The sequence below is a fragment of the Arthrobacter sp. UYCu511 genome (assembly GCF_040547105.1).
Taxonomy (GTDB): domain Bacteria; phylum Actinomycetota; class Actinomycetes; order Actinomycetales; family Micrococcaceae; genus Specibacter; species Specibacter psychrochitiniphilus.
In genome coordinates this window covers 17,726-41,067 of the sequence record NZ_JBEPPB010000006.1, presented here as the reverse complement: position 1 = coordinate 41,067, position 23,342 = coordinate 17,726, and the positions used below count along the sequence as shown (strand labels likewise).

Sequence of the window (23,342 nt, the reverse complement as noted above, 5' to 3'; positions counted from 1 at the left end):
CAGGCCGGGCATCTTTTGTTTAGACTTTCGGATTTTTTACATGAAGGAAAGGGGAGCCGTGGAGAAGCGGGACCTGCGAATTGTAGCTGTCGGGGATGAATTGGTGGCAGGTGTGGGCGATCCCCGCGCGCTGGGCTGGTTGGGCCGGGTTCTGGCAAGGACCCCCTCCGACGATGTTTCCATAGAGCCTTTTGTTTTGGCCTGCCCGCGGGAAGGCACCGAGGCTTTAGCGGGGCGTTGGCTCAACGAGGCCGGGCGCCGCTTTGATGACTTCCATGAGAACCGTCTGGTCATTGGGCTTTCCGGCCGTGACATTGAATATGGGCTATCCACTGCCCGCAGCCGGCTGAACCTGGCGAACATCCTCGACGGCGCCACCCAGCTGAACATCCCCGTGTTCGTGGTGGGGCCACCGCCGTCGCTGGATCCTGCCCTGAACCGCAAGCTGGCGGAGTTGAATACGGCCTTTGCTGATGTCACCACCCGCCGCAAGCACCACTACGTTGATACGTTCACGCCGTTGCAAAATCATGAGCAGTGGCGCAATGACGTAGCCGCCAACGCAGGGGCGCCCGGCCAGGCCGGGTACGGTCTTATGGCTTGGCTGGTGTTGCACCGCGGCTGGTACCAGTGGCTTGATCTTCCCGAAGCCAACTAGGCGCGTACCGAATCATCCGGGGCTTGGCGGCCTCGAAGCACACTAAAAAGTACAGGCACGCACTGACGGTTTTCATTCAGTGCGTGCCTGTCATCTGGGACGAAGTTGCCCTGCGTGAGCACTCACTATTTCCGCCGCTCAAGCCGCCGGTGGCGCACTAGGTGAGCCCTGCGCCCATATTGAATCGATCTTTGCCCGCGGCTCGGGCCAAACTGTGGGCACTCCGAGCAAACAAGCGGCACTTTTGGTAAAGAGCCTCAAGGACCGTCTCTCCGGGCCAGCGAGCGTAAATTTCTATGAGCTGGGCAGCGAGGCGGTTGCCGGTCCTAAATACCCGGCCGATGCCGCTACCACGGAAGTTCCCCAGCGCATTGTGGCAGCATTCTGGGGTGTGACGGTCAACGGCGCTTTTGCAAGCATTTATGCGGGCTCGCCCGCCGCAACTACACCCACGGCCAGTCACCCCTACTGGCACAGCACCTGCCGGTGGGGTTGAACAGGACCTGGCCCACACCGGTGTGAGCACTGTTTCCTGGTGGCTCGCTGGCGACGCAGCAGCCATGATGCTGGGAGCAGGCACCTCGCCCTTTTACCCGCCGTCGTCACTGAGCAGCCACGCCTGAACCGCCGGTTAGGCGCGGATGTGTCACCTATGAGAAACTTGATTTGGATCGGTTTTGAAGATCTTTTTTCAGATGATTGGAGGCAGCTATGTCGAAGCGTTCACGTAAGCGTCGGGATCGTAAGAGTGGCGGCGCAAACCACGGTAAGCGTCCCAACACGTAAGTCTTGACGTAATAAGTAAAAGCCCGTCCCGCCAACCGGCAGGACGGGCTTTTTCATGCCGCGCCCCAACCCTGTGTGAGCTACGCACCAGCCCATTAATCACGGAAAATACTGTTCTAAAGATAGGCTGGAAATAACGGCGTCTTGCCGCCCTCGAAGGAAGTTGGGAAATGCTCGCGCTGGTTGTGCTGGTCATAGTTCCGTTTGTTTGGTTTGGCATGATCTTCGCCATCTCATTCATAGAAACGCCGCTGAAGTTCAAGGCCCCGGGTATGACTCACGCTTTGGGAGTTGGCATTGGCAGGCTCGTCTTCAAGGTGCTGAACTTGGTGGAGGCGCTCTTGGCAGTAGCCATGGTGGGCGCATGGACGCAAAGACAGGACCTGGTAACTTTGCCTATCGGCATTATATTGGCATTGCCCCTTATTGCCTTGGCCCTACAGGCCCTGGTTCTGCGCCCTGCAATGTCCGCGCGGACCAAGGCACTCTCGGACACGGCCCTGACCCACTCGGGCGGTACCGCGGTGAAGGCCAAAGTCGCCACCATCACGCACATCACCTACATTGCCTCGGAACTTCTCAAGGCCATTGCCCTTCCTCTAGCCGGCGTTCTGCTGCTTCTTGCCGTGGCGGCTTAGGCACCCATGAAACGCACGGCACGCAACTCCGGCAGAACGGCGTCGAACGTGGCAGCCTACAACCCCTCCAGCACGAAAAAATGCGCGGCGGAGCTCCCCGATATCACCACGCGGGAGGACATCTTGATGCTGGTGGAGAGCTTTTATACCAAGGCGTTCGCGGATGCTTCGATCGGGTACATCTTCACCGATGTGGTGCACATGGACCTGCCGCGGCACCTGCCCATCATGGCTGACTTTTGGCAGACAGTGTTGTTCAAGGCCGGGTTGTACAACAGGAATGCCTTGGAGATCCACTTCCATATCCACGCTAAAGAACCGCTGAGCCTGGAGCATTTCAACCGTTGGCTGCAGTTATGGACCGCCGCTGTGGACGAGCTCTTTGCTGGCAAGAAAGCCGAAATGGCGAAGGTGCAGGCACATCTGATCGCAGGTTCGCTGCACCGGCGCGTGACGGGCCGGCCGGCCAGTCAGTACAGCACCATCTCCCTGCGTCCTCCGACGCCTGCTGACTAGACGGCTGTCAGCTAAACGGCTGCCCGCTAAACGGCGGCTGGCTTACCTGCATGGAGGCGGGCCAGGATGGCTGCCTTGAGGGTTTCCGGAGCGGCTTCCTTGCAGGAGCGCTTCACCACGGAACGGATGACGCACTCCAGATCGTACTCCTGCGAACAGTCGGTGCAGGCGTCAAGGTGATTTTTGATCTCGGTGAGGTCCTCGCAGGACAGCGCGCCGTCAAGGTATTCGTAGATCCTTGCGATGCGTTCGTCGTCGCAATCGCCCAGGCTTTGGCAGTCGCCCATGGTCATTTCTCCGTCTCAGTTAGTTGCTTGGCGTCCTTGAGGTAACCGCGTTCCACGGCGTAGTCAGCCAACATATCTCGCAATAGTTTTCTTCCCCTGTGTAGCCGTGACATCACGGTGCCAATGGGGGTGTTCATGATCTCTGAGATTTCCTTGTAGGCAAATCCCTCCACATCGGCAAAGTACACGGCCAACCGGAATTCCTCCGGAATGGCTTGCAGTGCGTTCTTCACGTCCGAATCTGGCAGGTGGTCCAGGGCGTCTGCTTCGGCGGAACGCAAACCCGCGGACGTATGCGATTCCGCCCGTGCCAGCTGCCAGTCCTCCACGGAATCAGCATTGGATTGCAGCGGCTCACGCTGACGCTTGCGGTACAAGTTGATGTAGGTGTTGGTCAGTATCCGGTACAGCCAAGCCTTCAGGTTTGTGCCCGGCTTATATTGGTGGAACGCTGAAAAGGCCTTGGTGTAGGCCTCCTGCACCAAATCCTCGGCGTCTGCAGGATTTCGCGCCATGCGCATGGCCGCCGAATATAGCTGGTCAACGTACACCATGGCATCGCGTTCAAAACGGGCGCGCCTTGCTTCAATGGACTCATTGGCAACATCAACACCAGCAACGTCCGTGATAGCCACAGTGGGCGTGCTCACAGTTTCGGTACTGGTGGTTTGCTCAGGCTCGGAAGTGTTCATCACTGATGAGTCTATGCTCAGACGCAGCTCCCCGTCCGTTGCTGCACGCGCCACAGGGCTAAGAGTCTGCATAGCCGCCTTTCCTTCACACGTTTCTTCCGCCTACCCGGCGCTCTCTGGAACCATCTCTAATCATTCAAACTGGGTAACGGCGCGGGATATTCCGCAATGAGCGCATGAGCACTAACACTCGTGGGAGACTTGTACACAGCATGAGCCTTCCGCGGGCTGGCACAGGCCGCCCACGGATGGCTGACAGCACCACTAAGGAGGCCTCCTTGTCCATTATCCGAGCAATCGCCCGCCCTATGCTCGCGTCGTCGTTTATCTTTTCCGGCTTAGACCGGTTGCGCCACGCAGAGACGACAGCCAAGCAACTCTCACCTGTTTTGGGCCCGCTCAGTGCGGCCCTGCCCCTTGACGTCAGTGAGAAAACTCTCGCCCGGGCACTTGCCGCAGCCCAGGTGGGTGCCGGCGTCCTGCTGGCCGCTGGCAAATTTTCCCGGCCCGCCGCCGTCGTGCTGGCCCTGACGGCGGGGCTGTCCACTGTGGTTGAGTACCGCAATGCGAACACAGACACCAAGGAAAACCGTGCCCACCGGCGCAATCAGCTCTCAAGCAACATTGCCTTGATTGGCGGCGCTCTGCTGGCAAGTATGGATACCGAGGGGCGTCCGGGTCTTGCTTGGCGCACCGAGAAACTGCTTGCGAGCGGCAAAAAGAATGCCAAAACCCAGTTGAAGAATGCGGATAAGCAAGTCCGCGCGCTCGCTCACGATGTGACAGGACAGTAAGAACCCATGACCACCGCCCATTGGCCCGCACCTTTTTCCGCACTGCCTCTGGATGCCACTGTAAGAATTCCGGCTTCCAAATCGCTGACCAACAGGTATCTTGTTCTCGCAGCCATCGCCGAGGGTGAATCCCGTCTGCGCGCACCGCTGCAATCGCGCGATTCGGACCTCATGATCGGCGCGCTGCGTGCCTTGGGTGCCGGCATCTTGGAAGTTCCCGGTAACGGTGATGTCCCGGATCTGGTGGTCACCCCCATTCCTGCCGATTTTTCTGCTCCCGATTCCGGGATTCTGGTGGACTGCGGCCTGGCGGGCACTGTCATGCGTTTTGTCCCTCCGCTGGCCGCACTGGTTTCCGGTGCTGTGAGGTTCAGCGGCGATCCCGCGGCGTTGGTGCGTCCCATGGCTCCGATTGTGGTGGCACTGGAGGGGCTCGGTGTGCGGGTTGACGATGGTGAGGATGGTTTCTTGCCGTTCACTGTTCACGGCACCGGCGCTGTGCACGGCGGCCATGTGCAAGTTGATGCGGGCGGTTCCTCACAGTTCATTTCGGCAATTCTGCTGGTTGCTTCCCGTTTTTCCCAGGGTCTGCACCTTGAGCACATTGGCGAGTCCGTCCCCAGCGTGGACCACATTTCCATGACTGTGGAAATCCTGCGGTCCTTGGGCGTTTCTGTGGATGATTCCACCCCTAATCACTGGTTCGTCAAGCCTGCCAGCATTGCCGGTTTTGACGTGGAACTTGAACAGGACCTCTCCAACGCCGGCCCCTTCCTGGCGGCTGCGCTGGCTACTCGCGGCACCGTCCGCATCCCCAACTGGCCCGCCAACACCACCCAGGTGGGTGATAAGTGGCGTGAAATCCTGCCCCAGTTCGGTGCCACGGTGACACTCGAAAACGGTGTCTTGACAGTTACGGGCGGGGCGCAAATTCGCGGTGTGGACATTTCTGACACATCAGAGCTGGCCCCATCCACGGCAGCCATCTGCGCGTTGGCGTCAACGCCATCGCGCCTTCGCGGGATCTCACACCTGCGTGGGCATGAGACGGACCGGCTGGCCGCTCTGGTTGCCGAGATCAACGCCTTGGGCGGGGATGCTGTGGAAACCGAGGACGGCCTGATCATTACCCCGGCACCGCTGCGCGCCGGCGTCTTCCACAGTTACCACGATCACCGGATGGCCACGGCTGGCGCCATCATCGGCTTGGCCGTGCCCGGCGTCGAGGTTGAAAACATTGGCACTACGGCCAAAACTATGCCTGGTTTCCCTGCCATGTGGGCGGATATGGTGGCCCAAACCGCCGAACCGTCCGCTGGCACCGGTAGCACTGCGGCGGTTGAAGCCGGGGTTTAGGGTATGGCACGGGATTACAGCAACTGGGACGAATCCGATGTCCGCGTCCGAGCCAATAAGAAGGGCAGCCGTCCGCGCACCAAGGACCGGCCCGCCCATGAAGATGCCGTCATTGGCCGGATTATCACGGTGGATCGGGGCCGGTACACGGCCATTGTGGATGAGGACCTGCCCAGCCAACGTGTCCTGATCGCGGCCCGTGCCAGGGAACTGCGGCGCAATCCCGTGGTGGCCGGGGACTTTGTCTCTCTCGTGGGAGATACCACCGGCAAGCCTGACACCTTGTCCCGGCTTGTCCGGATCGAGGAACGCCGCACGCTGCTGCGCCGCAGTGCCGATGACACCGATCCTGTGGAGCGGGTGGTGGTGGCCAACGCAGACCAGCTGGTCATTGTGGTGGCCGCGGCAAATCCGGAACCGCGCACTGGCTTCATCGACCGGGCCCTGGTGGCCGCTTATGACTCCGGAATTGCGCCGTTGCTGCTGATCACCAAAACAGACATCAAGGACCCTTCAGAGTTGCTGGCCAACTACGAGCACCTGGACATGACGGTCATCATCAGCCGCACTGCCGCGGACGGCGTCTTTGGCATCGACGCACGCAGCGACGACGGCCACTCCGCGCTCCTATCCGGTGGCGCCGTGGAACAATTGCACGGATACCTCGATGGGAAGGTCAGCGTCCTGGTGGGGCACTCAGGCGTTGGCAAGTCCACCATGGTTAACGCCTTGACAGGTTCGCAGCGGGCCACAGGCGGCGTCAATGCCGTCACAGGCCGCGGCCGTCACACCTCTTCCTCGGCGTTGGCGCTGAAATTGCAAGATGCAGTGCCCGGTTCTTGGATCATTGACACCCCCGGCATCCGCTCCTTTGGTCTGGCCCATGTGGACCCCGACCGCATTATTGCGGCCTTCCCGGATCTGCAACCGGGCACGGAGGATTGTGAGCGCGGCTGCAAACATGACAGCGCCGCCGTCAATTGCTGTGTGGATACCTACGTTGCCGCCGGGCACGCGGGCGCATCGGGGCCGGCACGGCTTGCCTCGCTGCGGCGCCTGCTGGGCACCAGCGACCGTACCGAAGGCCGTGCCGCAGAAAAGGAACTTGGCAGCACGGACTAGCGCGGCCCTGGTGCCGCGCACGGTTGACCCGTCAATGGTGCTCCACTTCAAGAGTGGCGCACCGTTGGCGGACAAATGGTGCTCAGGCCCAGCGGCGTCCTGACGGGTGTTGGGCCTAAACCGCGATAGCGTGAACCCATGACCTTCGCACCCCAGACGTACAACGACGATCTCCGCCTGGCCCATGTCCTTGCTGACAGTGTTGACTCCCTGACCATGTCCCGTTTCAAGGCCTTGGATTTGGCCGTCGAGACCAAGCCGGATCTGAGCCCTGTCACCGACGCCGACAAGGCCGCAGAAGAGTCCATCCGCAGCCAGCTCTCCCGGGTCCGCCCCCGCGACGCAGTCCTGGGTGAGGAGTTCGGCAGCAGTGGCCACGGTTCGCGGCGCTGGGTTATCGATCCCATTGACGGGACCAAGAACTTTGTCCGTGGTGTGCCGGTCTGGGCCACCCTGATCTCTCTAATTGACGACGGCGTCCCCGTAGTCGGCCTTGTTAGTGCCCCTGCGCTGGGCAAGCGTTGGTGGGCGGCCCAAGGAACGGGCGCATACATGGGCAAGTCACTCGCCGCCGCCACCCGCATCCGAGTCTCTAATGTGGCCGAGCTCAAAGATGCTTCACTCTCATACTCTTCGCTCACGGGCTGGGCCGAACGTGGCAACCGTGATGAGTTCATCTCCCTGACCGACGATGTCTGGCGCACCCGGGCCTATGGCGATTTCTGGTCGTATTGCATGGTGGCTGAGGGCAGTGTTGACATTGCCTGTGAGCCGGAACTGAACCTCTATGACATGGCTGCACTGGTCCCCATTGTGCAGGAAGCCGGCGGCCGTTTCACCTCGCTCGAGGGAGCCGACGGCCCCTTCGGCGGCAACGCCCTGGCCACCAATTCCATCCTCCACACGGAAGTTTTACAACGCCTGAACCCCAATTGGGATGACTTGTTGGGCTGACCCGTTGAACGCATAAAATAATAAAGTACAAGTGAGTTAAGAACGACGGCGGCCTCCCGCCGTCGTTCTTTGTTTCACCATCCGCGGCACTCACCCAGGGTGTGCGAAATGAAACGTAATAGATGCACCGGCAGAAATCTTGGGCTACTCTTTTGGGCATAGGTCACGAGTGCCAGCGCTAAACCCCGGTTTGCTGGCCGGCAACCCTCCTTTCGCGGTGGGGTGCCCCGGGTGACGACCTGGCCAAACCTGTTCGGTTCTGGCAAGCGCGGACTTCTTGGCACCCCCAAAAGGTCCTTTGGTGTCGAAGGAATTTCTCATGAGCTCTGCCGTTTTGGATGCAACACAACTCATCGATTCACCGCTCCTGCCCGTGGTAGGCCAGGATCTGGCGGCCCCCCTGATTCACGGCGGGCATGTGCGTTACGCCAACCTGGACTATGCAGCGTCTGCCCCGGCCATCAAGGACGTGGCAGCGCACCTGAATGAGGTGCTGCCGTTCTACGCGAGCGTGCACCGTGGCGCTGGATTCGCCTCGCAGGTCAGCACCTCCGTCTATGAAAATGCTCGCAAGATTGTTGCCGGTTTTGTGGGCGCCCGGCCTGATGACACGGTCATTTTCACCCGTAACACCACAGATTCGCTGAACTTGTTGGCGGGTTGTGTGGAATCGATTTTGCAACAGAGGGGCTTCACCGAGGGCCGTTCCAACGTTCACGGCGAGGTGCTCTACCTGGACATTGAACACCATGCGAATCTGCTGCCTTGGCAGGCCCTGCCGCACCGTTCAGTTGTTGGCGCTGACTCTATCGCCGCTACCTTAGACCGTGTTGAGACGGCGCTGCGGGCAGGAAACGTGCTGCTCGTGGCCGTTACCGGAGCCTCCAACGTGACAGGGGAGGTGCTGCCCGTGGCCGAATTGACCGCCCTGGCGCACCGCTATGGCGCCCGGATTGTTCTCGATGCCGCCCAACTGGCGCCGCACCGCCGGATCGATCTGACTGCCACCGGCATTGACTACTTGGCGTTCTCGGGCCACAAGCTTTACGCCCCTTTCGGCGCCGGGGTTTTAGTGGGCCGCCCTGACTGGCTCGACGCCGGTCACCCTCACCTTGCCGGTGGCGGAGCCGTGAAGGACGTCCGGCTTGAATCCATCAGCTGGACCACCGGACCGGCCCGCCACGAGGGCGGCACTCCCAACGTTTTGGGTGCCGCCACCTTGGCCAAGGCCACCTCTGTGCTGGCTGCGCTGAATGCCGATGACTGGCACCAGCACGAGCAGCAATTGCGCGCCCACTTGGTGGCCGGCCTCAACGAGCTAGAGGGCGTCACTGTCCACTCGCTCTTTAGCGACGCGGACACGTACCCGGACTGCGGCAGCATTGGGGTGGTCAACTTCTCGGTCACCGGGTACGACGCCGGGTTGGTGGCCGCATACCTCTCCGCCGAGCACGGCGTGGGCGTGCGTGACGGAAAGTTTTGCGCACACCCGCTGCTTAACCGCTTGGGCCTGCCCGCGGGTTCCCTACGCGCAAGCTTTGGTGTGGGCTCACAGCTGGAGGACGCTCAGCGCTTGGTGGCCGGAATCCAAACGTTGTTGCAGAAGGGCTTGGGCTGGGACTACGTGGTGGATTCCGGCCGCTGGGTCCCCGCCAATGACAACCGGGAGTACCCCAGCTGGGCCCCGAACACGCCAGGGACAGCAGGGGCAGCCCCCTGCAGCATCGACTAACCCACCCTACATACCAGCGCTCGGTTAGATTCGGGCATATTTTGCAGACGCAGTAGCGTCCGGAAGTGCGGGGCGGGGAGCACCTGGGGGTAAAGTTGAACGGCATTGACCGGCACAACTTTCAGGAGCACCATGGCAGGCACCGGCGGACCGGTCTTTGATGCGGCGCGGCGCAAACACATGGCCGCCGCGTTTTTGGAAGGCGGGGGGCATTATCATTTGGTGCGCCCGGGTTACCCTGAGGATTCCTTGACGTGGCTGCTGGAAACTGCCGGGAGCGTCCAAGATGTGGTGGACATTGGTGCAGGCACGGGCAAATACACGCAGCTGTTGGCCCTCCACAACTTCTCGATGACGGCGGTGGACCCCTCAGCGGACATGCTGGCGCAACTTGACGCGGAGCTGCCCCAGGTCACCACTGTTGTGGGTACCGCCGAAAAGTTGCTCCTACCGGATGAATCCATGGACTTGGCCGTGGTGGCCCAGGCTTGGCACTGGGTGGATCCTCTCGCGGCAAGTACCGAGATTGCCCGCGTACTGCGTCCGGGGGGAACCTTGGGCCTGATTTGGAACCAGCTGGACGTCGGACTCCCCTGGGTTCACCGCTTGGCCCGGATCATGCACGCAGGGGATGTGCACAAGGCAGATTTCAGCCCTCAGATTGGTCCGGAATTCTTCCCTGCCCAGCCTCACACCACCCGTTGGTCCCAGCAGCGCACGGCTGAGGAGATCATCGATCTGGCAAAGTCACGCAGCTATTACCTCAGGGCAACAGACCAGGTCAGGGACAAGGTCATCACCAATCTGCAGTGGTACTTGTATGAGCATCTGGAACACGCGCCTGGTGAAAGCATTGAGCTACCGTACAGCTCCCAAACATGGCGGGCGCAAAAACGCTAGCTGCGGCCCGGGCCACCCGTAAAGTTTCTATAAGTCATTCCCGGCTCGACAACCACCCCTGCCACGTTTTAGAATTTCGGTATACCTAAATAAACTACTTAGGATCATCGAAAGGCGAGACCTTGCTCGACACTGCCAAGAGGGCAACACTGCGCAGGCCTCGCGGTGGCATGATGCTGCTGCTGGGCCCGGCCTTTGTCGCGGCCATTGCCTACGTTGATCCCGGCAACGTGGCCGCTAACCTGACCTCCGGCGCCAAATACGGCTACCTGCTCGTGTGGGTTTTGGTCACAGCCAATGTCATGGCCATGCTGGTCCAGTACCAATCCGCAAAGTTGGGGGTAGTGACGGGCAAATCCCTGCCGGAGCACTTGGGTGAACGCTTCAGCACCCGCAACCGCCGGCTCTTTTGGGTGCAGGCCGAGCTCGTGGCCATGGCCACCGATCTTGCGGAAGTGGTGGGCGGCGCCATCGCCCTACACTTGCTGTTTCAGGTTCCGTTGCCCATAGGCGGGCTCATTGTGGGCCTGGCTTCCATGGCTCTGCTGACAGTTCAGAATAGACGCGGCCAACGCCATTTTGAGAGCGTCATTATTGTTCTGCTCGTCATTATCACCATTGGTTTTCTGGCAGGCCTGGTGCTCAGTCCACCAGATCCGGCAGGTGTGATCGGCGGGCTGGTACCCCGGTTCGACGGCGCCAATAGCATCATGCTGGCGGCTGGCATGCTGGGTGCAACGGTGATGCCGCACGCCATTTATCTGCATTCACAGCTGGCCAAGGACCGCCATACGGATGCCCGCAGCACCCCAGAGCGCCTGCGCCAGATCATCAAGGCGACCCGGATCGATGTAGTCTTGGCCCTTATTCTTGCCGGCGCCGTCAACATTGGCATGCTACTGCTAGCGGCCTCCACCTTGGGTGGAATCTCTGGAACTGACAGTATTGAAGGAGCCCATGCCGCCATTGTCGCCAGTCTGGGGCCGGTGATAGGCGTGGTCTTTGCCGTGGGCTTGCTAGCGTCAGGACTCGCGTCAACCTCGGTGGGCGCCTACGCAGGCTCCACCATCATGAACGGCTTGCTCAAGGTGCGTATCCCCCTGCAAACCCGGCGAATGGTGAGCCTGATCCCGGCTATCATCTTGCTCTCCGTCGGTGTGGACCCCACGTGGGCGCTGATTGTTAGCCAGATTGTGCTCAGTTTCGGCATCCCCTTTGCGCTGATTCCCCTCCTACGCCTGACGGCCAGCAAAAAACTGATGGGCGAACACCGTGACGGCCTGCTCCTGCGCTTGGCCGCATTGGTGAGCGTGGTGTTGATCGTGGCTCTCAACGCGCTGCTGCTGTGGCTAACCTTCACGGGGCAGGGCTAACGGGTAGGCTGAAGAGTGTGAAACCAACTGCCACTTCCTCCAGCTTCGAAGACTATGTGAAGGTCATTTATGCCTACACCGAGTGGCAGGACAAACCCATCACCTCCTCGGTGCTGGCCACCCGCCTGGGCGTTGCCAATTCATCCGTCTCAGAAATGGTGCGCAAGCTCAAGGATCAGGGCCTTGTGGATCACCAGCCCTACAGCCCCATTCACCTGACACCCAAGGGTCTGAGCCTTGCCTTATCCATGGTCCGGCGGCACAGGCTTTTGGAAACGTACCTGGTGAACGAGCTCGGTTACACCTGGGACGAGGTCCATGACGAGGCGGAGCAGCTAGAACATGCCGTCTCTGATCATTTCATTGAACGCATGAGCGCCAAGTTGGGCCACCCGTTCCGTGACCCTCATGGCGATCCCATCCCCGATGCGCAGGGCCAGATCGCCATGGTCCCCTCACACCGTCTGGACGAGCTCGATCCTGGGCATGTAGGCCGGATCAGCCGCATCAGCGATCATGACCCTGAGCTTTTGCGCTACTTTGAGCAGCAGGGGCTGGGGCTTGACACGGAGCTGTTGGTAGTTGGCCAGTTGCCCTTTGGCGCCGGCTGGCAGGTGGGCCTGAGAACTGCCACGCACGACGCCGGCCCTCTCACCTTGGGCCCTGACGCTGCGGTTTCGCTGTGGCTGGCATCGGTAGGACAGCACGCCGGCTGCTGCGTTCAGGAGCCCACGGGAGGAACCCTGATGGTTCCCCACATGTCCGGGCTCTGAATCTCCGGGCTCTGACCGGCAGCTTCCCAGCTATTACTTCGGGTCACTGAGCCAGCGGGCCAGGGAAAAATGGCTCACCGCTCCCACCAGCATGAGGATGCCCAGAACAGCTGAGCCTGCGCTGAACAGGGCCACAGCCGCGGCTACGAACAGGAGCAGGGCCGCCCACAGTGCGCGTTGGGCCCCCACAAAGCGTTCGCTGCGAGGAGCCAAGAAGGCGCCCCACAGAACAACCACAACCGCTGGGAGCGCTATGCCAAGGATTAGGTTCCAGGGTGCAGCCTGGGCGAACCCCCAGTAGAGGAATGCGGCCAGCATGGCCACCTCCAGCACGAAGCCGAGGACCTGGCTTGCGCCCCGGAGCGCAGGGCTCAACGCAACCATGTCCAAGCGTGCGGCCTGAGGCCCATCCACCCTGCGTCGTCCCACTAGATTTCTCCGCCTGCTAGTTTTTCTCGGTCATTGCTGCCCGGTCCCGGCGCAATACAAAACGCTGCACCTTGCCGCTGGGTGTTTTGGGCAGTTCTGAAACAAAGTGAATGCGCCGCGGGTAAGCATGGGCGGCAAATCCGGTTTTTACCAACTGCTGCAATTCCATACAGAGCTCATCGGAGGCCTGGTATCCGGGGCGCAGCACCACAAAAGCTTCCAAAACCTCACCGCGAATATCATCCGGGGCACCAATGACCGCTACTTCACCAACGCCTTGGTGCCGCACCATGACGGATTCCACGTCGAAGGGGCCAATACGGTACCCGGCCATGATGATGACATCATCATCGCGTGCAGAGAAGTAAATGAAACCATCGCTATCTCGGCGGCCGGCATCACCGGTGAGGTACCACTGGCCGTCAGCGCTGAACCGTTCCATAGTCTTTGCCGGGGCATCCACATAGCCGGAAAACCACATGAAGGGACTTTGTGGAACATTGACTGCTATGCGGCCCTGCTCCCCATCAGCGGCTGGCACATCAGCATTCTCGGCCAGCACGTCCACGCTCCAGCCCGGCAACGGCACGCCCATGGAGCCGGGCCGCAAGGGTGCCTGTAGGGATTCATCCCAGGCATTGCCGGCCACCATGCCCAACTCGGTTTGGCCGTAGTGGTCATGCACGTCCACGCCGAAGCGCTCTTTGCCCCAGGCAATCACGTCGGGAGTCAGCGGCTCACCGGCGCTGGAGGCCCGGCGCAGCTGGTGGTGGAGCCCGTCCGGAGATCCTGCGCGCAATGCACGGTACAACGTGGGGGCTGCGGCAAAGTTAGTGACGGAGAATTTCTCCATGACGGCCCACACCAGCTCTGGCGTGAAGGGGGCACGGAGCAATAGTGAGCGGTGACCTGCGGCCAGAGGCGCCAAAATAGCGAAGTACAAGCCGTAAGCCCAGCCGGGATCGGCAGCGTTCCAGAAAACATCGTCCTTGCGGACATCCAAACCAAAGTGGTGGTAGCCAGCAAAGGAAGCTACCGCCTGCAGGGGAATGGGCACACCCTTAGGCGCGCCAGTGGTCCCTGAGGTAAACAACTGCGCCAGCGTTCCACCCCCACCCACGGCCACCAGTCCGGCGTCGTACGGGGCCGTATCCGCGGCAGTATCCTCGGCGGAAGGCGGGCCTGTATTTGCGGCGGAGAGTTCCGCCAAATCGGCAAAGGCGCCGGTCCCGGCCACCATCTCATCGAGTGAGAGATCGTAACCAAAAGCGTCACCGTGAGCCACAATCACCAGATGTGAGGCATCCGTGGGGACTTCACCCGGCGGCAGCAGCTTGCGGCGCTGATCGGCATCGCAAATGACCAGCCGCGAACCGCTGGCCTTGAGGCGGAAATCAATGGCGTCGTGGGCGAAAGCCGTAAAGAGGGGAACGTCAACGGCTCCCAGCCGCCAAATTCCCAGCAGGGCAATCACCAGCTCGGCAGACTTCGCCATGAGAGTGGCCACGTGATCTCCGCGCTTGACTCCAAGAGAGCGCAAAGCTGCGGCGAACTGCGTGGACTTCGCCCGCAGTTCGCCGTAACTGATGTCTATGCTCTCTAACTCTGCGTCAATCACCGTGAAGGCAATCTCGCCAGCGGGATGGCTGTCGCACAGTAGCCACGGCGCATTAGCGCCGGGCGCGGCGAACCGCGCCGCTAGCTCTTGAACACGCTCAACCATGATTTGCTCTCCTGCTTGATGACGCCCGGATGCAACGAACGCTACGTGCCGGCAGTGCAGCTGAGCCTGCGGCAGTGCTTAGGCTGCCGCGGGCTGTACCGGCCTCTTTAGCCTTCGCAATCCTTGCAGAACAGCATGCCGTTCTTTTCGCGTGCTACCTGACTGCGGTGGCGGACCAGGAAGCATGATGAGCAGGTGAATTCATCATCCTGGGCGGGAATGACCTGAACAACCAGTTCCTCGTTGGAGAGGTCCGCGCCGGGCAGATCCATGCCCTCTGCGGTGTCTGAATCTTCGACGTCAATATGGGCCGTCTGTGCACCGCCACGCTGAACCTGGAGCGCCTGAAGCGACTCTGTCTCGTGGTCTTCGTCCTTGTTGCGGGGTGCGTCGTAATCCGTTGCCATGCGGTTTTCAAACTCCTGAAGTACTCGTGGTAATGGCGGGGTCTTTCAGCGCCCCATCCTAGCCCTAGAAAGCTGGAAACGCGCCTTAAATTCCTCGATGTTTTCCCACAGCATAGGGGATGGTATGGAAATTTGTTGTATTCTCGCAAAATTTGCTCTCACGGCGCCCTGCACCATGGGTAATTTGTGGCGATTATCACCCTCCCGAGGGCCCCGTTTGGACCCCATAGAGCGCCATCCGAGCGTGTTTGGCGTGCTCCACGCAGCTTTTGCGGTGCCCTGCCGGAGAGCAGGAATCGCCAGCGCGCAGGCTTAGACCTATTCTTGATAGCACCATGGCAAACAACAATTCCCCCCGCGTCTCGCTCAACCGCCGGCAAGTGGCTCAAGCTTTGAATATTCCGCCGGAGATGGCAGCCCGCAACGGTATCCCCTCGCGTTTGAGCGCCGCCGAAGTTGCCGCCCTTGACACCAATCCCCCGGCGTGGCTGGCGCAATCCCGGGCTAACGCCACCGGTAAACGTCCGGTCTGGGTGGATCTGCGCTGCTACCTGTGCGATTTCCTGGAAGTGGCCCGCCCCAAAAAGTGGTGGCCGGAATTCACTTATGTCATCTGCGACTTCCATGAAACTTCGGAGCTGCCTGAGCCTGAGCCCGGTTCTCGTCGCAGCCAGTACGACGGCGTGGGGAGCCGTTTTATTGGCATCGTCGATTCCCAAGACCAGTAGTTAGGCAACGGGGCGTGGGGGTGGTGTGGTTTGTTCGCGGCTTGCCACAGCGCTGCAGGCCTGCATCGAGTAGAGTTTTGACGTGACAGTTCCGGCCAAACTCTTCCAGCAGTGGCTGCGCACTGTTGCTGGCGATATCAGCCAAGCAGCGGTGTGCCGATCCGCCGGCATTAAGCGCTCAACTTTGGCCCAGCAGCTGGTTCGGGGGCGGGTTTCAGTGGCCACCGTAGCCGCCGTCAGCCGTTCTTTGAACCTACCAGTGGTGGCCTCCCTCTCTACTTTCCCCCTCTTCACTGACCTGGCCACAGGCATCAAAGCGCCTACGCAAGCTGAGCTGCTGAGCCAAATTTCAGATTATGACCTGCTCCAAGAGATCTTGAACCGGCAGACGCAGGTAGAGGGCGCCCTGGCCCGTAAGCCTGCGCTATTGACATCAGTGCCGCACAGATCCTCAGTGCGCGCCTGGCTCGACGCCGTGGATGTGGGTGAGCTGCGTCAGAGAGTGGCCCGGGATGCGGACATGGCACCCCAGAACTTCTCAGCCCAAATCAGCGCCAATAGGCTCTCAGCAGAGCTTGCGGTAGCCACAGCCCGGATTGCCAACGTGGGCTTGACCAACGGTCTGGTTGCCACCGGCTTTCTCTCCCCCACAGAGGCAGGGTGGGCTCCTGATGCTAGAGAACTCGCCTTGAGGCAGACCGCAAACAGCGCTCTAGCTAGCCTCGCCGCTCAGCGGCTCGAAATCCTTGGCCGCCTCATGCGCCGCAATGAAGATGACAGAGCCGCTGTTCAAAGTATTTGGGAGAATCTCGGATGATTTCAATCTTGCAGTGGGTAGTGCTGGGGGTTTGCCTCCTGTGCACTGCCTGGCGCCTTCCAGCCCTACGTTCCGGGCACAACCGTGGGTTATTTTGGATCTTTGCTTTGGCATCCATCGCCGTGGCTTTGAGCATTCCAAGCATCTATCTTCCCGTGGATAAACTCTTGGGAGAGCACAATCTGGCAAATGTGATTGTGAGGTTGAGTCTGTTTGCTGTCTTTTTCCTCTTAGCCTCCAGAGTCGCTGCGGCCTATAAATCGCCAACAGCTCTCAAGCTCATCCGAGGACCCCTAGGGCTACTGGTGCTGGCCGCTAGCACTGTGGGTATTCTTATCACTTTTCTGCTCTCTGAGGTGGAGGGCTCCAGCCCTGGATTGACCCGTTTTGGCGACCAGCCCACTGTGGCGGCCTATATGTGGATTGGACTGAGCTATACGGCCTATGCTGCGGCCATACTTGTTCCCGCGACGGCCAAGACGGCCCTCTCCGCAGGGTATGCCCTGGTGGACCGCAGTGCAGCTGCCTGCCTGTCCATGGGGTTCTTCCTCGTGTGCATAACTCTGGTACTCAAGCTCGCGCCTCTACCCGTGGGCAGCCTTGTTCAGTTACTTTCCTTTGGCTCCATTCTCTTCGTAGCGGCCGGGATGTCTCTTGTCTGGTTCTCTTTCATCCGCCGCCCCGCCCAGCAGTAACTCCGCTGATAATCACTTCGATGTATTATTTCGAGCCCAGATGTACACTTTTCCATTAGTCTCTGACATAATAATGAATGTGTGAACACGGGATGTTGCGAATGTCCGCATGAAACTTTGGGGGTGAGTGGTGGTTTGGCTGCAGAGCCAGACCACCACTCAATTTTTTGCTCTCACTTTGCCTTTTTTGATGGACCTTCACTTAGTAACGCTGAGGAGCTTTTCTTACTCGGAAAGAAGCCGCTGATTCCAACGCGGAACACGATTTTCGTGCAATCAGCGCCCATCTCAATAAGCGTTTCCAGGGCCTTCCACCGGCCCATCAAATGACCATTAGCTTGAAACTATAAATTTTCGAGCTCACCACCGGCTCTGATAAGTGCGGACTGGGGCTGTGCGCGTGGTGTGGCGGTACCATGGGAAAGCAGGTCAACACCCTGGACTCTGCGCCCCAATGATCCCGGAAGGCCCTGCCATGAGCGTCGGCGTATTTGATCTGTTCACCGTAGGAATTGGCCCCTCCAGTTCCCACACCGTGGGACCGATGAGGGCCGCCGCAGCCTTCGCCCGCGAACTCGAAGTGGCCGGCGTACTGACACGAGTTGCTGCTATAAGAGTTGACCTCTATGGATCCCTTGCCGCCACTGGCCGCGGCCACGGCACCATGACTGCAGTACTGCTGGGGCTCGAGGGCCGAGAACCAGAACTCATCCTCCCTGCGGAGGTGGAATCACGGCTTGCCGCCTTTGCCACCGGCGCCCCCTTGTTGCTTGCCGGCAGCAAGGAGTTGGCCTACGGTGCCGAAGAAATGATCCTGCACCCGTTGACGGTCCTGCCCCGCCACACCAACGGCGTGAAATTCGCAGTCCTCGACGACGCCGGCAATGCCATCCACGAAGCCACCTACTTCTCCGTGGGTGGCGGCTTCATTGTGCGTGAGGGCGAAGTGGATAGCGCCACGGCCGAGCTGGAGAGTTCCAAGGCGCTACTGCCCTACCCCTTCAGAACGGCGGCCGAACTGTTGGGCCATTGCGCCACCGCCGGCGCGAACTTCAGCGCAGTCATGTATGCCAATGAACTAGTGGAACGCAGCGCCGAGGATATTCGCAGCGGGCTTCTGCACTTGCGCGATGTCATGGAGGAGTGCAAGAACGCTTCTTTGGCCCGCACCGGGTTGCTGCCAGGGGGCCTCAAAGTTCGACGCCGGGCACCAGACTGGCATGCCCGGCTCAAGCAGGAGGACCCTCACCGGGACCCGAAGTTCTGGCAGGAATGGGTCAACTTGGTGGCACTGGCCGTCAATGAGGAAAACGCCTCCGGCGGGCGGGTGGTCACAGCACCAACTAATGGCGCCGCCGGCATCATCCCGGCAGTCATGTTCTACGCCACCCACTACACCGACGGGATGGCAACTGCCACCCAACGGGAGAAGGACGACGTCGTGGTTAAGTTTCTCCTCGCGGCCGGGGCTGTGGGTGTCCTGTACAAGGAGCAGGCCTCCATTTCCGGTGCGGAGGTGGGCTGTCAGGGTGAGGTGGGATCGGCGTCGTCCATGGCAGCAGCGGGTCTTGCCGAGGTCATGGGAGGTACGCCGGAGCAGGTGGAAAACGCGGCGGAAATCGCCATGGAGCACAATCTGGGGCTTACCTGCGATCCCATTGGCGGGTTGGTGCAGATCCCCTGCATTGAGCGCAACGCCATTGCCGCAGCCAAGGCCATTAACGCGGCGAAAATGGCGCTGTGGGGCGACGGGCAGCACCGGGTTTCGCTCGACGAGGTGATCGTCACGATGCGGGAGACGGGCCGCGATATGAACTCCAAATACAAGGAAACAGCCCTGGGCGGGCTCGCCGTCAACGTGGTGGAGTGCTAGTCCCCACCCGCAAAACCAGGCTTCGGAACAAAAAAGAACCTGTCCCCCACCGCTATGGTGGGGAACAGGTCCCAATAGGGATGTGGAGATGGGGAGAATTGAACTCCCGTCCGATGTTGTGTTGTCAGGGCTTCTCCGGGTGCAGTTTGCGTCGGTTTTTCTCGGCCCCAGCTATCTCGCAAACAAGTAGCTGCCAGGCCCAGTTGTATAAGAGTCCCTCAAACGCCTACAACGAGCGTTTGAAGCAGTGGCCCTCTAAATGACGTCAGGATCCGGGACGAGAGCATTCCCGGGCTGACGGACTGTCTTACTGCTTAGGCAGCAAGAGCGAAGTCAGTGCGATTTGATTCAGCACTTATTGTTTTACAGAGATCGTTTACGAGATAACCCTGTATCCTCGACCCGCTTCACCTGTCTCGACGAACACCGTCGAAACCGATCATCCCCTATTGTTTTTTCAATTCCACGCACCGTGCCCGTTGGGAACTGTCCGTGGACTATCCATGCTAGCGCATGCGGGGCCAAATATATTCCTTCGGGCTAGTCAATGAGGCCCTTGGCTTGCTTTTGCTGCAGAATCAGCAGCGCCGCAGCGTCAATTGTTGCGGCAAAAGCGGGATCCGTCCGGGCAGCGTCAACCATGCCCGCATAAATTTGCGGCATCAACCCCTGATTGGTACACAACGCCATGGTGCCGCCAGCTTCCAGGAAAAGCACGCCACGCTGTGAGACTGGTACTGACGAGACTTGGACGGCGTTACAAATATCGTCGCTGATGATGACACCCTTGAAGCCGAGGTCCCCACGCACCATGTCGTGCACAATGATCCGGGAGAACGGGGCCATATTGTTCGGATCAATGCGCGGGTATGAGGCATTCGAGATCATCAGCCACGGCACTCCAGCATTGACAGCGTCCCGGAACGGGGCCACATAGGTGTCATTGCGCACCGTAATGCCATCCGTTACGCCGGCGGAGACATCAGTATTTTCAGTCACCCGCCCCAGACCCGGAAAATGTTTCACAGTAGGCTCTACGCCCGCATCCATCATGCCTTGAGCAAAAGCCAACCCGTGGCTCGAAACTGCCGCGGGCGTGTAACCAAACTCGCGTCCGAAGGTCCCAATGGGTGCGTTCAGTGGCGCGAACTCTGCGCTGGGCACTGTGTCCATCACGGGAGCCAAATTCACGGTGACCCCCACGGCGGCCAGCTCTTGCCCCCACACCGTGGCCTCACGGAGCAGTTCCGCGGGCGAAAGCTGACCTTGCTCAATGGCCTGGGGTATCTGCGCAAAACCTGGCCCGCGCATGATCTGCACGAACCCGCCTTCCTGGTCGGTAGCAACGAATGGCCGCGCACCCTCTGTCCTCGAGCCGGAAACATGACCCGTAATGGCAGCCACTTCCGCTCCAATCCCGGCCTGCCCCGCCGCGCTGCGGCCCGCCATGAAAATATTGCCCACGTACAGGGTGTCCAAGGCGTACAAAGAATCAGCGTCTGCCCCGGTCACGGGCGAGGAAACCATGAGCGTTTGGCCCACCCGTTGTTCTAACGTCATAGCCGCCAGTTTTGCCTCAGCCACGCTTGGCGCAGGTGGCGCAGGAGCCACACTTGCCTGCGTTGGGGGCACCGAGGCGTTGCCTGGGGACGATGACCGCGGGGCCGTGCTGGTGGCGGGTGGGCCGGTCTGTGCCGGCGCGGTACTGGCGGGCGCAGTACTGGCGGGCGATATCTGAGGGGCATTGTTGCGAAAGAATTGGAGGGTAAAAAATACCACCAGCGCAACAACAACAAGCCCAAGGGCGCCGATCCACCAGCGTTTATCTTTTAGCGCAGTCACGATCCTCCTTCCGCCACAGATGCTTCACCTGTCAGCTTAGGGCACACCACCCACAAACAACTCATAAAACCGTCCGATGAGATGGGCTCTCAAGCCCAGCACGCGTCATGGTCTAACCTGCTTGCCTACTCGCTGCCGCGGTTCTTCTCGCGCATGGCACGGAGCGCCTCACGGTTGTCCTGCTGTTCACGCAGGGCGTGGCGTTTGTCGTAATCCTTCTTACCGCGAGCAATGGCAATTTCCACCTTGGCGCGGCTGTCCTTGAAGTACAGCTGCAGGGGCACGATGGTGAACCCGGATTCGCGGGTTTTACGTTCAATCTTTTCCAACTCTTCACGGTGCAACAGCAGCTTGCGGCGGCGGCGGGCTGTGTGGTTGGTCCAGCTTCCATTTAGATACTCGGGGATGTAAACACCCTCAAGCCATAGTTCATCTCCGTAGAAGGTGGCAAAGCCATCAACCAGGGAGGCCCGGCCTTCACGCAACGATTTCACTTCGGTGCCCATCAAGACCAACCCGGCCTCAAAGGTATCCATGACGAGGTAGTCATGCCGGGCCTTGCGATTGGTGGCCACTACCTTCAGGCCACTTTCCTTCGGCACAGCTGGCTCCTTCACGGATGGTTGGGTGCCGCATCAGCGGCGCAAGGTATAAGTCTAACAACGCCAGGCCCGGCTGAGGGTCATGCAACTCTCAGCCGGGCCTGCCGGGTGGTACAAAAAGCGGTTTTTCTAGAGCCTAGAGCAAGGTCATGGGATCAACAGCAACACCGTTGAGCCACGTTTCAAAGTGCGCGTGGCAACCGGTGGAGTTGCCTGTTCCACCGGAGATGGCGATCAACTGGCCGCGACTGACCTTTTGGCCATTGCTGACCTGGACATTGGTGTTGTGGTAATAGGCCGTCAGGAGAGCGTTCCCTTGAATGACACCGTGGCTGATCTTGACACCCCAGCCACCTCCCCAAACATCCCAGCCAGCCATGACCACGGTGCCCGCTGCTGCCGCGTACACGGGGGTACCGCACGTGGCGCCGAAGTCAATGCCAGTGTGGACGTAGCCGCCCGTGCCGTTGAAGTCGATGGTGCCAGCAGGTGTTTGCCGCCAGCCGAAACCGGAGGTAATGGGGACATTGACGGAGAAGGGGTGCTGGAGTCCGAACGCGGAGGGGTTACCCGGTGCTGGCGGCACGTAGGGCGGAGGCACGAAGCTATTGCCACCACCGCCACCGTTATTGTTACCTGCTGCGGCTGCGGCTGCTGCTGCTGCTGCTGCTGCCTGCGCACGGGCAATCCGTTCGGCTTCTGCCTTGGCAGCGGCCGCGGCAGCTTCACGCTCTTTGCGCTGAATCTCCGCGATTTCTGCGGCAACGGCAGCCTTTTTGCCCTGAACTTCCTTGAGTTTGGCCTGGATTTGCGGCTTTTGAGCCTCTAGTTTGGCATTCAGTGAAGCTGAATCGGTGATGAGCTTATCAACTGTTGCTTTTTGCGTGGCGGCTGCATCACGGGCGCTCTGTTCGGCAATAAGTGCCGCATCGGCCTGCGACTTCAAGTCAGTGATTTCAGCTTCTACCGCTACCAGACGGGCCTGGGCATTCTGGTTGGTTGCCTTCTGTGCCGTCAACTCTTCCAGAGCAGCGGTCTGGCTGCGCAATGCCTGCTCGGCCAAGTCTATGGAGTTAGCCAAGTCCGTGGTGGATTCAGCGCCCAGAATCAAGGTCAAGTTGGCGGGCAAGCCGCCAGCTTTGTAGGACTGTGCGGCGATCTGGCCAATGAGAGCCTTTGTTTCGGTGGCCTTCTTGGCATCCGTGGCTATTTGGGCTGTGATCTTGTCCTTATTCTGCTGGGCAAGATCCATCCGTGCTGCGAGGGAGTTAACCTCAGCCGTTGCCGCGCTCACGCGGCCCTGTGCCTGTGTCAGCGCCGCCTGGGCACCTGGAAGCTGGCCCTGGAACATGACAAGATCCGCGGCAGACTTGGCAATCCCGGAGTCCACAAACTCAAGCGATGCTTGAACATCGTTAGCTTGCTGTTCAAGGGCACTGGCCTGATCGCCAAGATCGTCGGCCTGGGCGGGGGGCACGAGCCCCAATAACCCCACGGCGAGAAGAGCTACAATAGCAACACCGAAACGGTGACGCAGCGCTCGGGACCCGGGCAAAGCACGCCCAAGCCGGGGGGATTTCACGGTTCCAATTCCCCCGCTTGATTTCGAATTCATGCCTTGAGCTCCTTGACGATTGACACTAAC

At 60.2% G+C, this 23,342-nt stretch carries 26 protein-coding genes, 1 other RNA gene and 1 riboswitch; of the genes, 18 read left to right on the top strand and 9 right to left on the bottom strand.

Going from position 1 to position 23,342, the window contains the following annotated elements:
* Positions 1-40: 40 nt before the first annotated feature.
* The 5 genes from ABIB48_RS10065 to ABIB48_RS10050 all read left to right on the top strand — a co-directional run bounded on the left by ABIB48_RS10065 (position 41) and on the right by ABIB48_RS10050 (position 2,598).
* Positions 41-658: a GDSL-type esterase/lipase family protein gene (locus ABIB48_RS10065; protein ID WP_110106593.1), complete on the top strand. Its 618-nt coding sequence runs from the start codon at positions 41-43 to the stop codon at positions 656-658.
* A gap of 244 nt (positions 659-902) precedes the next feature.
* On the top strand, positions 903-1,154 hold the full coding sequence (locus tag ABIB48_RS10060; protein WP_354212895.1) for a hypothetical protein: 252 nt from the start codon (positions 903-905) through the stop codon (positions 1,152-1,154).
* Positions 1,155-1,369: 215 nt separating this feature from the next.
* Positions 1,370-1,444, top strand: a complete 75-nt coding sequence (locus ABIB48_RS18060; protein ID WP_373366723.1) for a 50S ribosomal protein bL37 — start codon at positions 1,370-1,372, stop codon at positions 1,442-1,444.
* 170 nt (positions 1,445-1,614) lie between these two features.
* Positions 1,615-2,082, top strand: coding sequence for a hypothetical protein (locus tag ABIB48_RS10055; protein ID WP_110106591.1), 468 nt, complete (start codon positions 1,615-1,617; stop codon positions 2,080-2,082).
* Positions 2,083-2,088: 6 nt separating this feature from the next.
* Complete coding sequence (locus tag ABIB48_RS10050) at positions 2,089-2,598, top strand: group III truncated hemoglobin (protein WP_354212894.1); 510 nt, start codon at positions 2,089-2,091, stop codon at positions 2,596-2,598.
* 26 nt (positions 2,599-2,624) lie between these two features.
* On the opposite strand, the gene rsrA is transcribed toward ABIB48_RS10050, so the two are convergent.
* Both rsrA and ABIB48_RS10040 read right to left on the bottom strand, forming a co-directional pair.
* The gene (gene rsrA / locus ABIB48_RS10045; protein WP_110106725.1) at positions 2,625-2,885 is read right to left on the bottom strand and encodes a mycothiol system anti-sigma-R factor; all 261 of its coding nucleotides are present in this window, start codon (positions 2,883-2,885) and stop codon (positions 2,625-2,627) included.
* 2 nt (positions 2,886-2,887) lie between these two features.
* The gene (locus ABIB48_RS10040) at positions 2,888-3,649 is read right to left on the bottom strand and encodes a sigma-70 family RNA polymerase sigma factor (RefSeq protein WP_110106590.1); all 762 of its coding nucleotides are present in this window, start codon (positions 3,647-3,649) and stop codon (positions 2,888-2,890) included.
* Positions 3,650-3,855: 206 nt separating this feature from the next.
* Between ABIB48_RS10040 and ABIB48_RS10035 the strand changes: the two genes are divergently transcribed.
* From ABIB48_RS10035 to ABIB48_RS10000, 8 genes are all read left to right on the top strand, one after another.
* The gene (locus tag ABIB48_RS10035) at positions 3,856-4,371 is read left to right on the top strand and encodes a DoxX family protein (RefSeq protein ID WP_110106724.1); all 516 of its coding nucleotides are present in this window, start codon (positions 3,856-3,858) and stop codon (positions 4,369-4,371) included.
* Between the two features lie 6 nt (positions 4,372-4,377).
* Entirely contained in the window at positions 4,378-5,727 is a 1,350-nt protein-coding gene (gene aroA, locus ABIB48_RS10030; RefSeq protein ID WP_354212893.1) for a 3-phosphoshikimate 1-carboxyvinyltransferase, read from the top strand.
* A 3-nt stretch (positions 5,728-5,730) separates the two neighbouring features.
* Positions 5,731-6,849, top strand: coding sequence for a ribosome small subunit-dependent GTPase A (rsgA, locus tag ABIB48_RS10025; RefSeq protein ID WP_315913066.1), 1,119 nt, complete (start codon positions 5,731-5,733; stop codon positions 6,847-6,849).
* Positions 6,850-6,987: 138 nt separating this feature from the next.
* Complete coding sequence (gene hisN, locus ABIB48_RS10020; RefSeq protein ID WP_110106587.1) at positions 6,988-7,803, top strand: histidinol-phosphatase; 816 nt, start codon at positions 6,988-6,990, stop codon at positions 7,801-7,803.
* 161 nt (positions 7,804-7,964) lie between these two features.
* Positions 7,965-8,078: riboswitch (SAM riboswitch) on the top strand.
* A gap of 44 nt (positions 8,079-8,122) precedes the next feature.
* A complete protein-coding gene (locus ABIB48_RS10015) occupies positions 8,123-9,535 on the top strand; it encodes an aminotransferase class V-fold PLP-dependent enzyme (RefSeq protein WP_354212892.1) in 1,413 nt (470 codons plus the stop codon).
* Between the two features lie 132 nt (positions 9,536-9,667).
* Positions 9,668-10,435 carry a class I SAM-dependent methyltransferase gene (locus ABIB48_RS10010; protein WP_354212891.1) on the top strand — a complete coding sequence of 256 codons (768 nt, stop codon included), beginning with the start codon at positions 9,668-9,670 and terminating at the stop codon, positions 10,433-10,435.
* Positions 10,436-10,557: 122 nt separating this feature from the next.
* Positions 10,558-11,808: an Nramp family divalent metal transporter gene (locus ABIB48_RS10005; protein ID WP_502914123.1), complete on the top strand. Its 1,251-nt coding sequence runs from the start codon at positions 10,558-10,560 to the stop codon at positions 11,806-11,808.
* A 17-nt stretch (positions 11,809-11,825) separates the two neighbouring features.
* Positions 11,826-12,581, top strand: coding sequence for a metal-dependent transcriptional regulator (locus ABIB48_RS10000; protein ID WP_110106583.1), 756 nt, complete (start codon positions 11,826-11,828; stop codon positions 12,579-12,581).
* A gap of 33 nt (positions 12,582-12,614) precedes the next feature.
* Here the strand turns inward: ABIB48_RS10000 and ABIB48_RS09995 are convergent, their stop codons facing one another.
* From ABIB48_RS09995 to ABIB48_RS09985, 3 genes are all read right to left on the bottom strand, one after another.
* A complete protein-coding gene (locus tag ABIB48_RS09995) occupies positions 12,615-13,010 on the bottom strand; it encodes a YrdB family protein (RefSeq protein ID WP_354212890.1) in 396 nt (131 codons plus the stop codon).
* Between the two features lie 16 nt (positions 13,011-13,026).
* A complete protein-coding gene (locus ABIB48_RS09990) occupies positions 13,027-14,733 on the bottom strand; it encodes an AMP-binding protein (protein ID WP_354212889.1) in 1,707 nt (568 codons plus the stop codon).
* Between the two features lie 107 nt (positions 14,734-14,840).
* Positions 14,841-15,140, bottom strand: a complete 300-nt coding sequence (locus ABIB48_RS09985) for a DUF4193 domain-containing protein (protein ID WP_062007187.1) — start codon at positions 15,138-15,140, stop codon at positions 14,841-14,843.
* Between the two features lie 335 nt (positions 15,141-15,475).
* On the opposite strand from ABIB48_RS09985, the gene ABIB48_RS09980 reads away from it, so the two are divergent.
* From ABIB48_RS09980 to ABIB48_RS09965, 4 genes are all read left to right on the top strand, one after another.
* The gene (locus ABIB48_RS09980) at positions 15,476-15,868 is read left to right on the top strand and encodes a hypothetical protein (RefSeq protein WP_110106580.1); all 393 of its coding nucleotides are present in this window, start codon (positions 15,476-15,478) and stop codon (positions 15,866-15,868) included.
* A gap of 82 nt (positions 15,869-15,950) precedes the next feature.
* Positions 15,951-16,685 (top strand): hypothetical protein, encoded by a 735-nt coding sequence (locus ABIB48_RS09975; protein ID WP_354212888.1) that lies wholly within the window; start codon positions 15,951-15,953, stop codon positions 16,683-16,685.
* Entirely contained in the window at positions 16,682-17,380 is a 699-nt protein-coding gene (locus ABIB48_RS09970; protein WP_354212977.1) for a hypothetical protein, read from the top strand. The genes ABIB48_RS09975 and ABIB48_RS09970 overlap by 4 nt, the downstream gene beginning before the upstream one ends.
* 475 nt (positions 17,381-17,855) lie before the next feature.
* The gene (locus ABIB48_RS09965) at positions 17,856-19,253 is read left to right on the top strand and encodes an L-serine ammonia-lyase (protein WP_354212887.1); all 1,398 of its coding nucleotides are present in this window, start codon (positions 17,856-17,858) and stop codon (positions 19,251-19,253) included.
* Positions 19,254-19,333: 80 nt separating this feature from the next.
* On the opposite strand, the gene ssrA is transcribed toward ABIB48_RS09965, so the two are convergent.
* Positions 19,334-19,700: a transfer-messenger RNA gene (gene ssrA / locus ABIB48_RS09960) on the bottom strand.
* 93 nt (positions 19,701-19,793) lie between these two features.
* Positions 19,794-20,813, bottom strand: a complete 1,020-nt coding sequence (locus ABIB48_RS09955) for a glycoside hydrolase family 3 N-terminal domain-containing protein (protein WP_354212886.1) — start codon at positions 20,811-20,813, stop codon at positions 19,794-19,796.
* Here ABIB48_RS09955 and ABIB48_RS09950 point away from each other — a divergent pair.
* Entirely contained in the window at positions 20,779-20,991 is a 213-nt protein-coding gene (locus ABIB48_RS09950) for a hypothetical protein (protein WP_354212885.1), read from the top strand. The two genes, ABIB48_RS09955 and ABIB48_RS09950, sit on opposite strands and share 35 nt — an antisense overlap.
* Before the next feature lie 229 nt (positions 20,992-21,220).
* On the opposite strand, the gene smpB is transcribed toward ABIB48_RS09950, so the two are convergent.
* The gene (gene smpB / locus ABIB48_RS09945) at positions 21,221-21,697 is read right to left on the bottom strand and encodes an SsrA-binding protein SmpB (RefSeq protein WP_110106577.1); all 477 of its coding nucleotides are present in this window, start codon (positions 21,695-21,697) and stop codon (positions 21,221-21,223) included.
* Between the two features lie 136 nt (positions 21,698-21,833).
* Positions 21,834-23,312 carry a peptidoglycan DD-metalloendopeptidase family protein gene (locus ABIB48_RS09940; protein ID WP_354212884.1) on the bottom strand — a complete coding sequence of 493 codons (1,479 nt, stop codon included), beginning with the start codon at positions 23,310-23,312 and terminating at the stop codon, positions 21,834-21,836.
* Positions 23,313-23,342 lie beyond the last annotated feature (30 nt).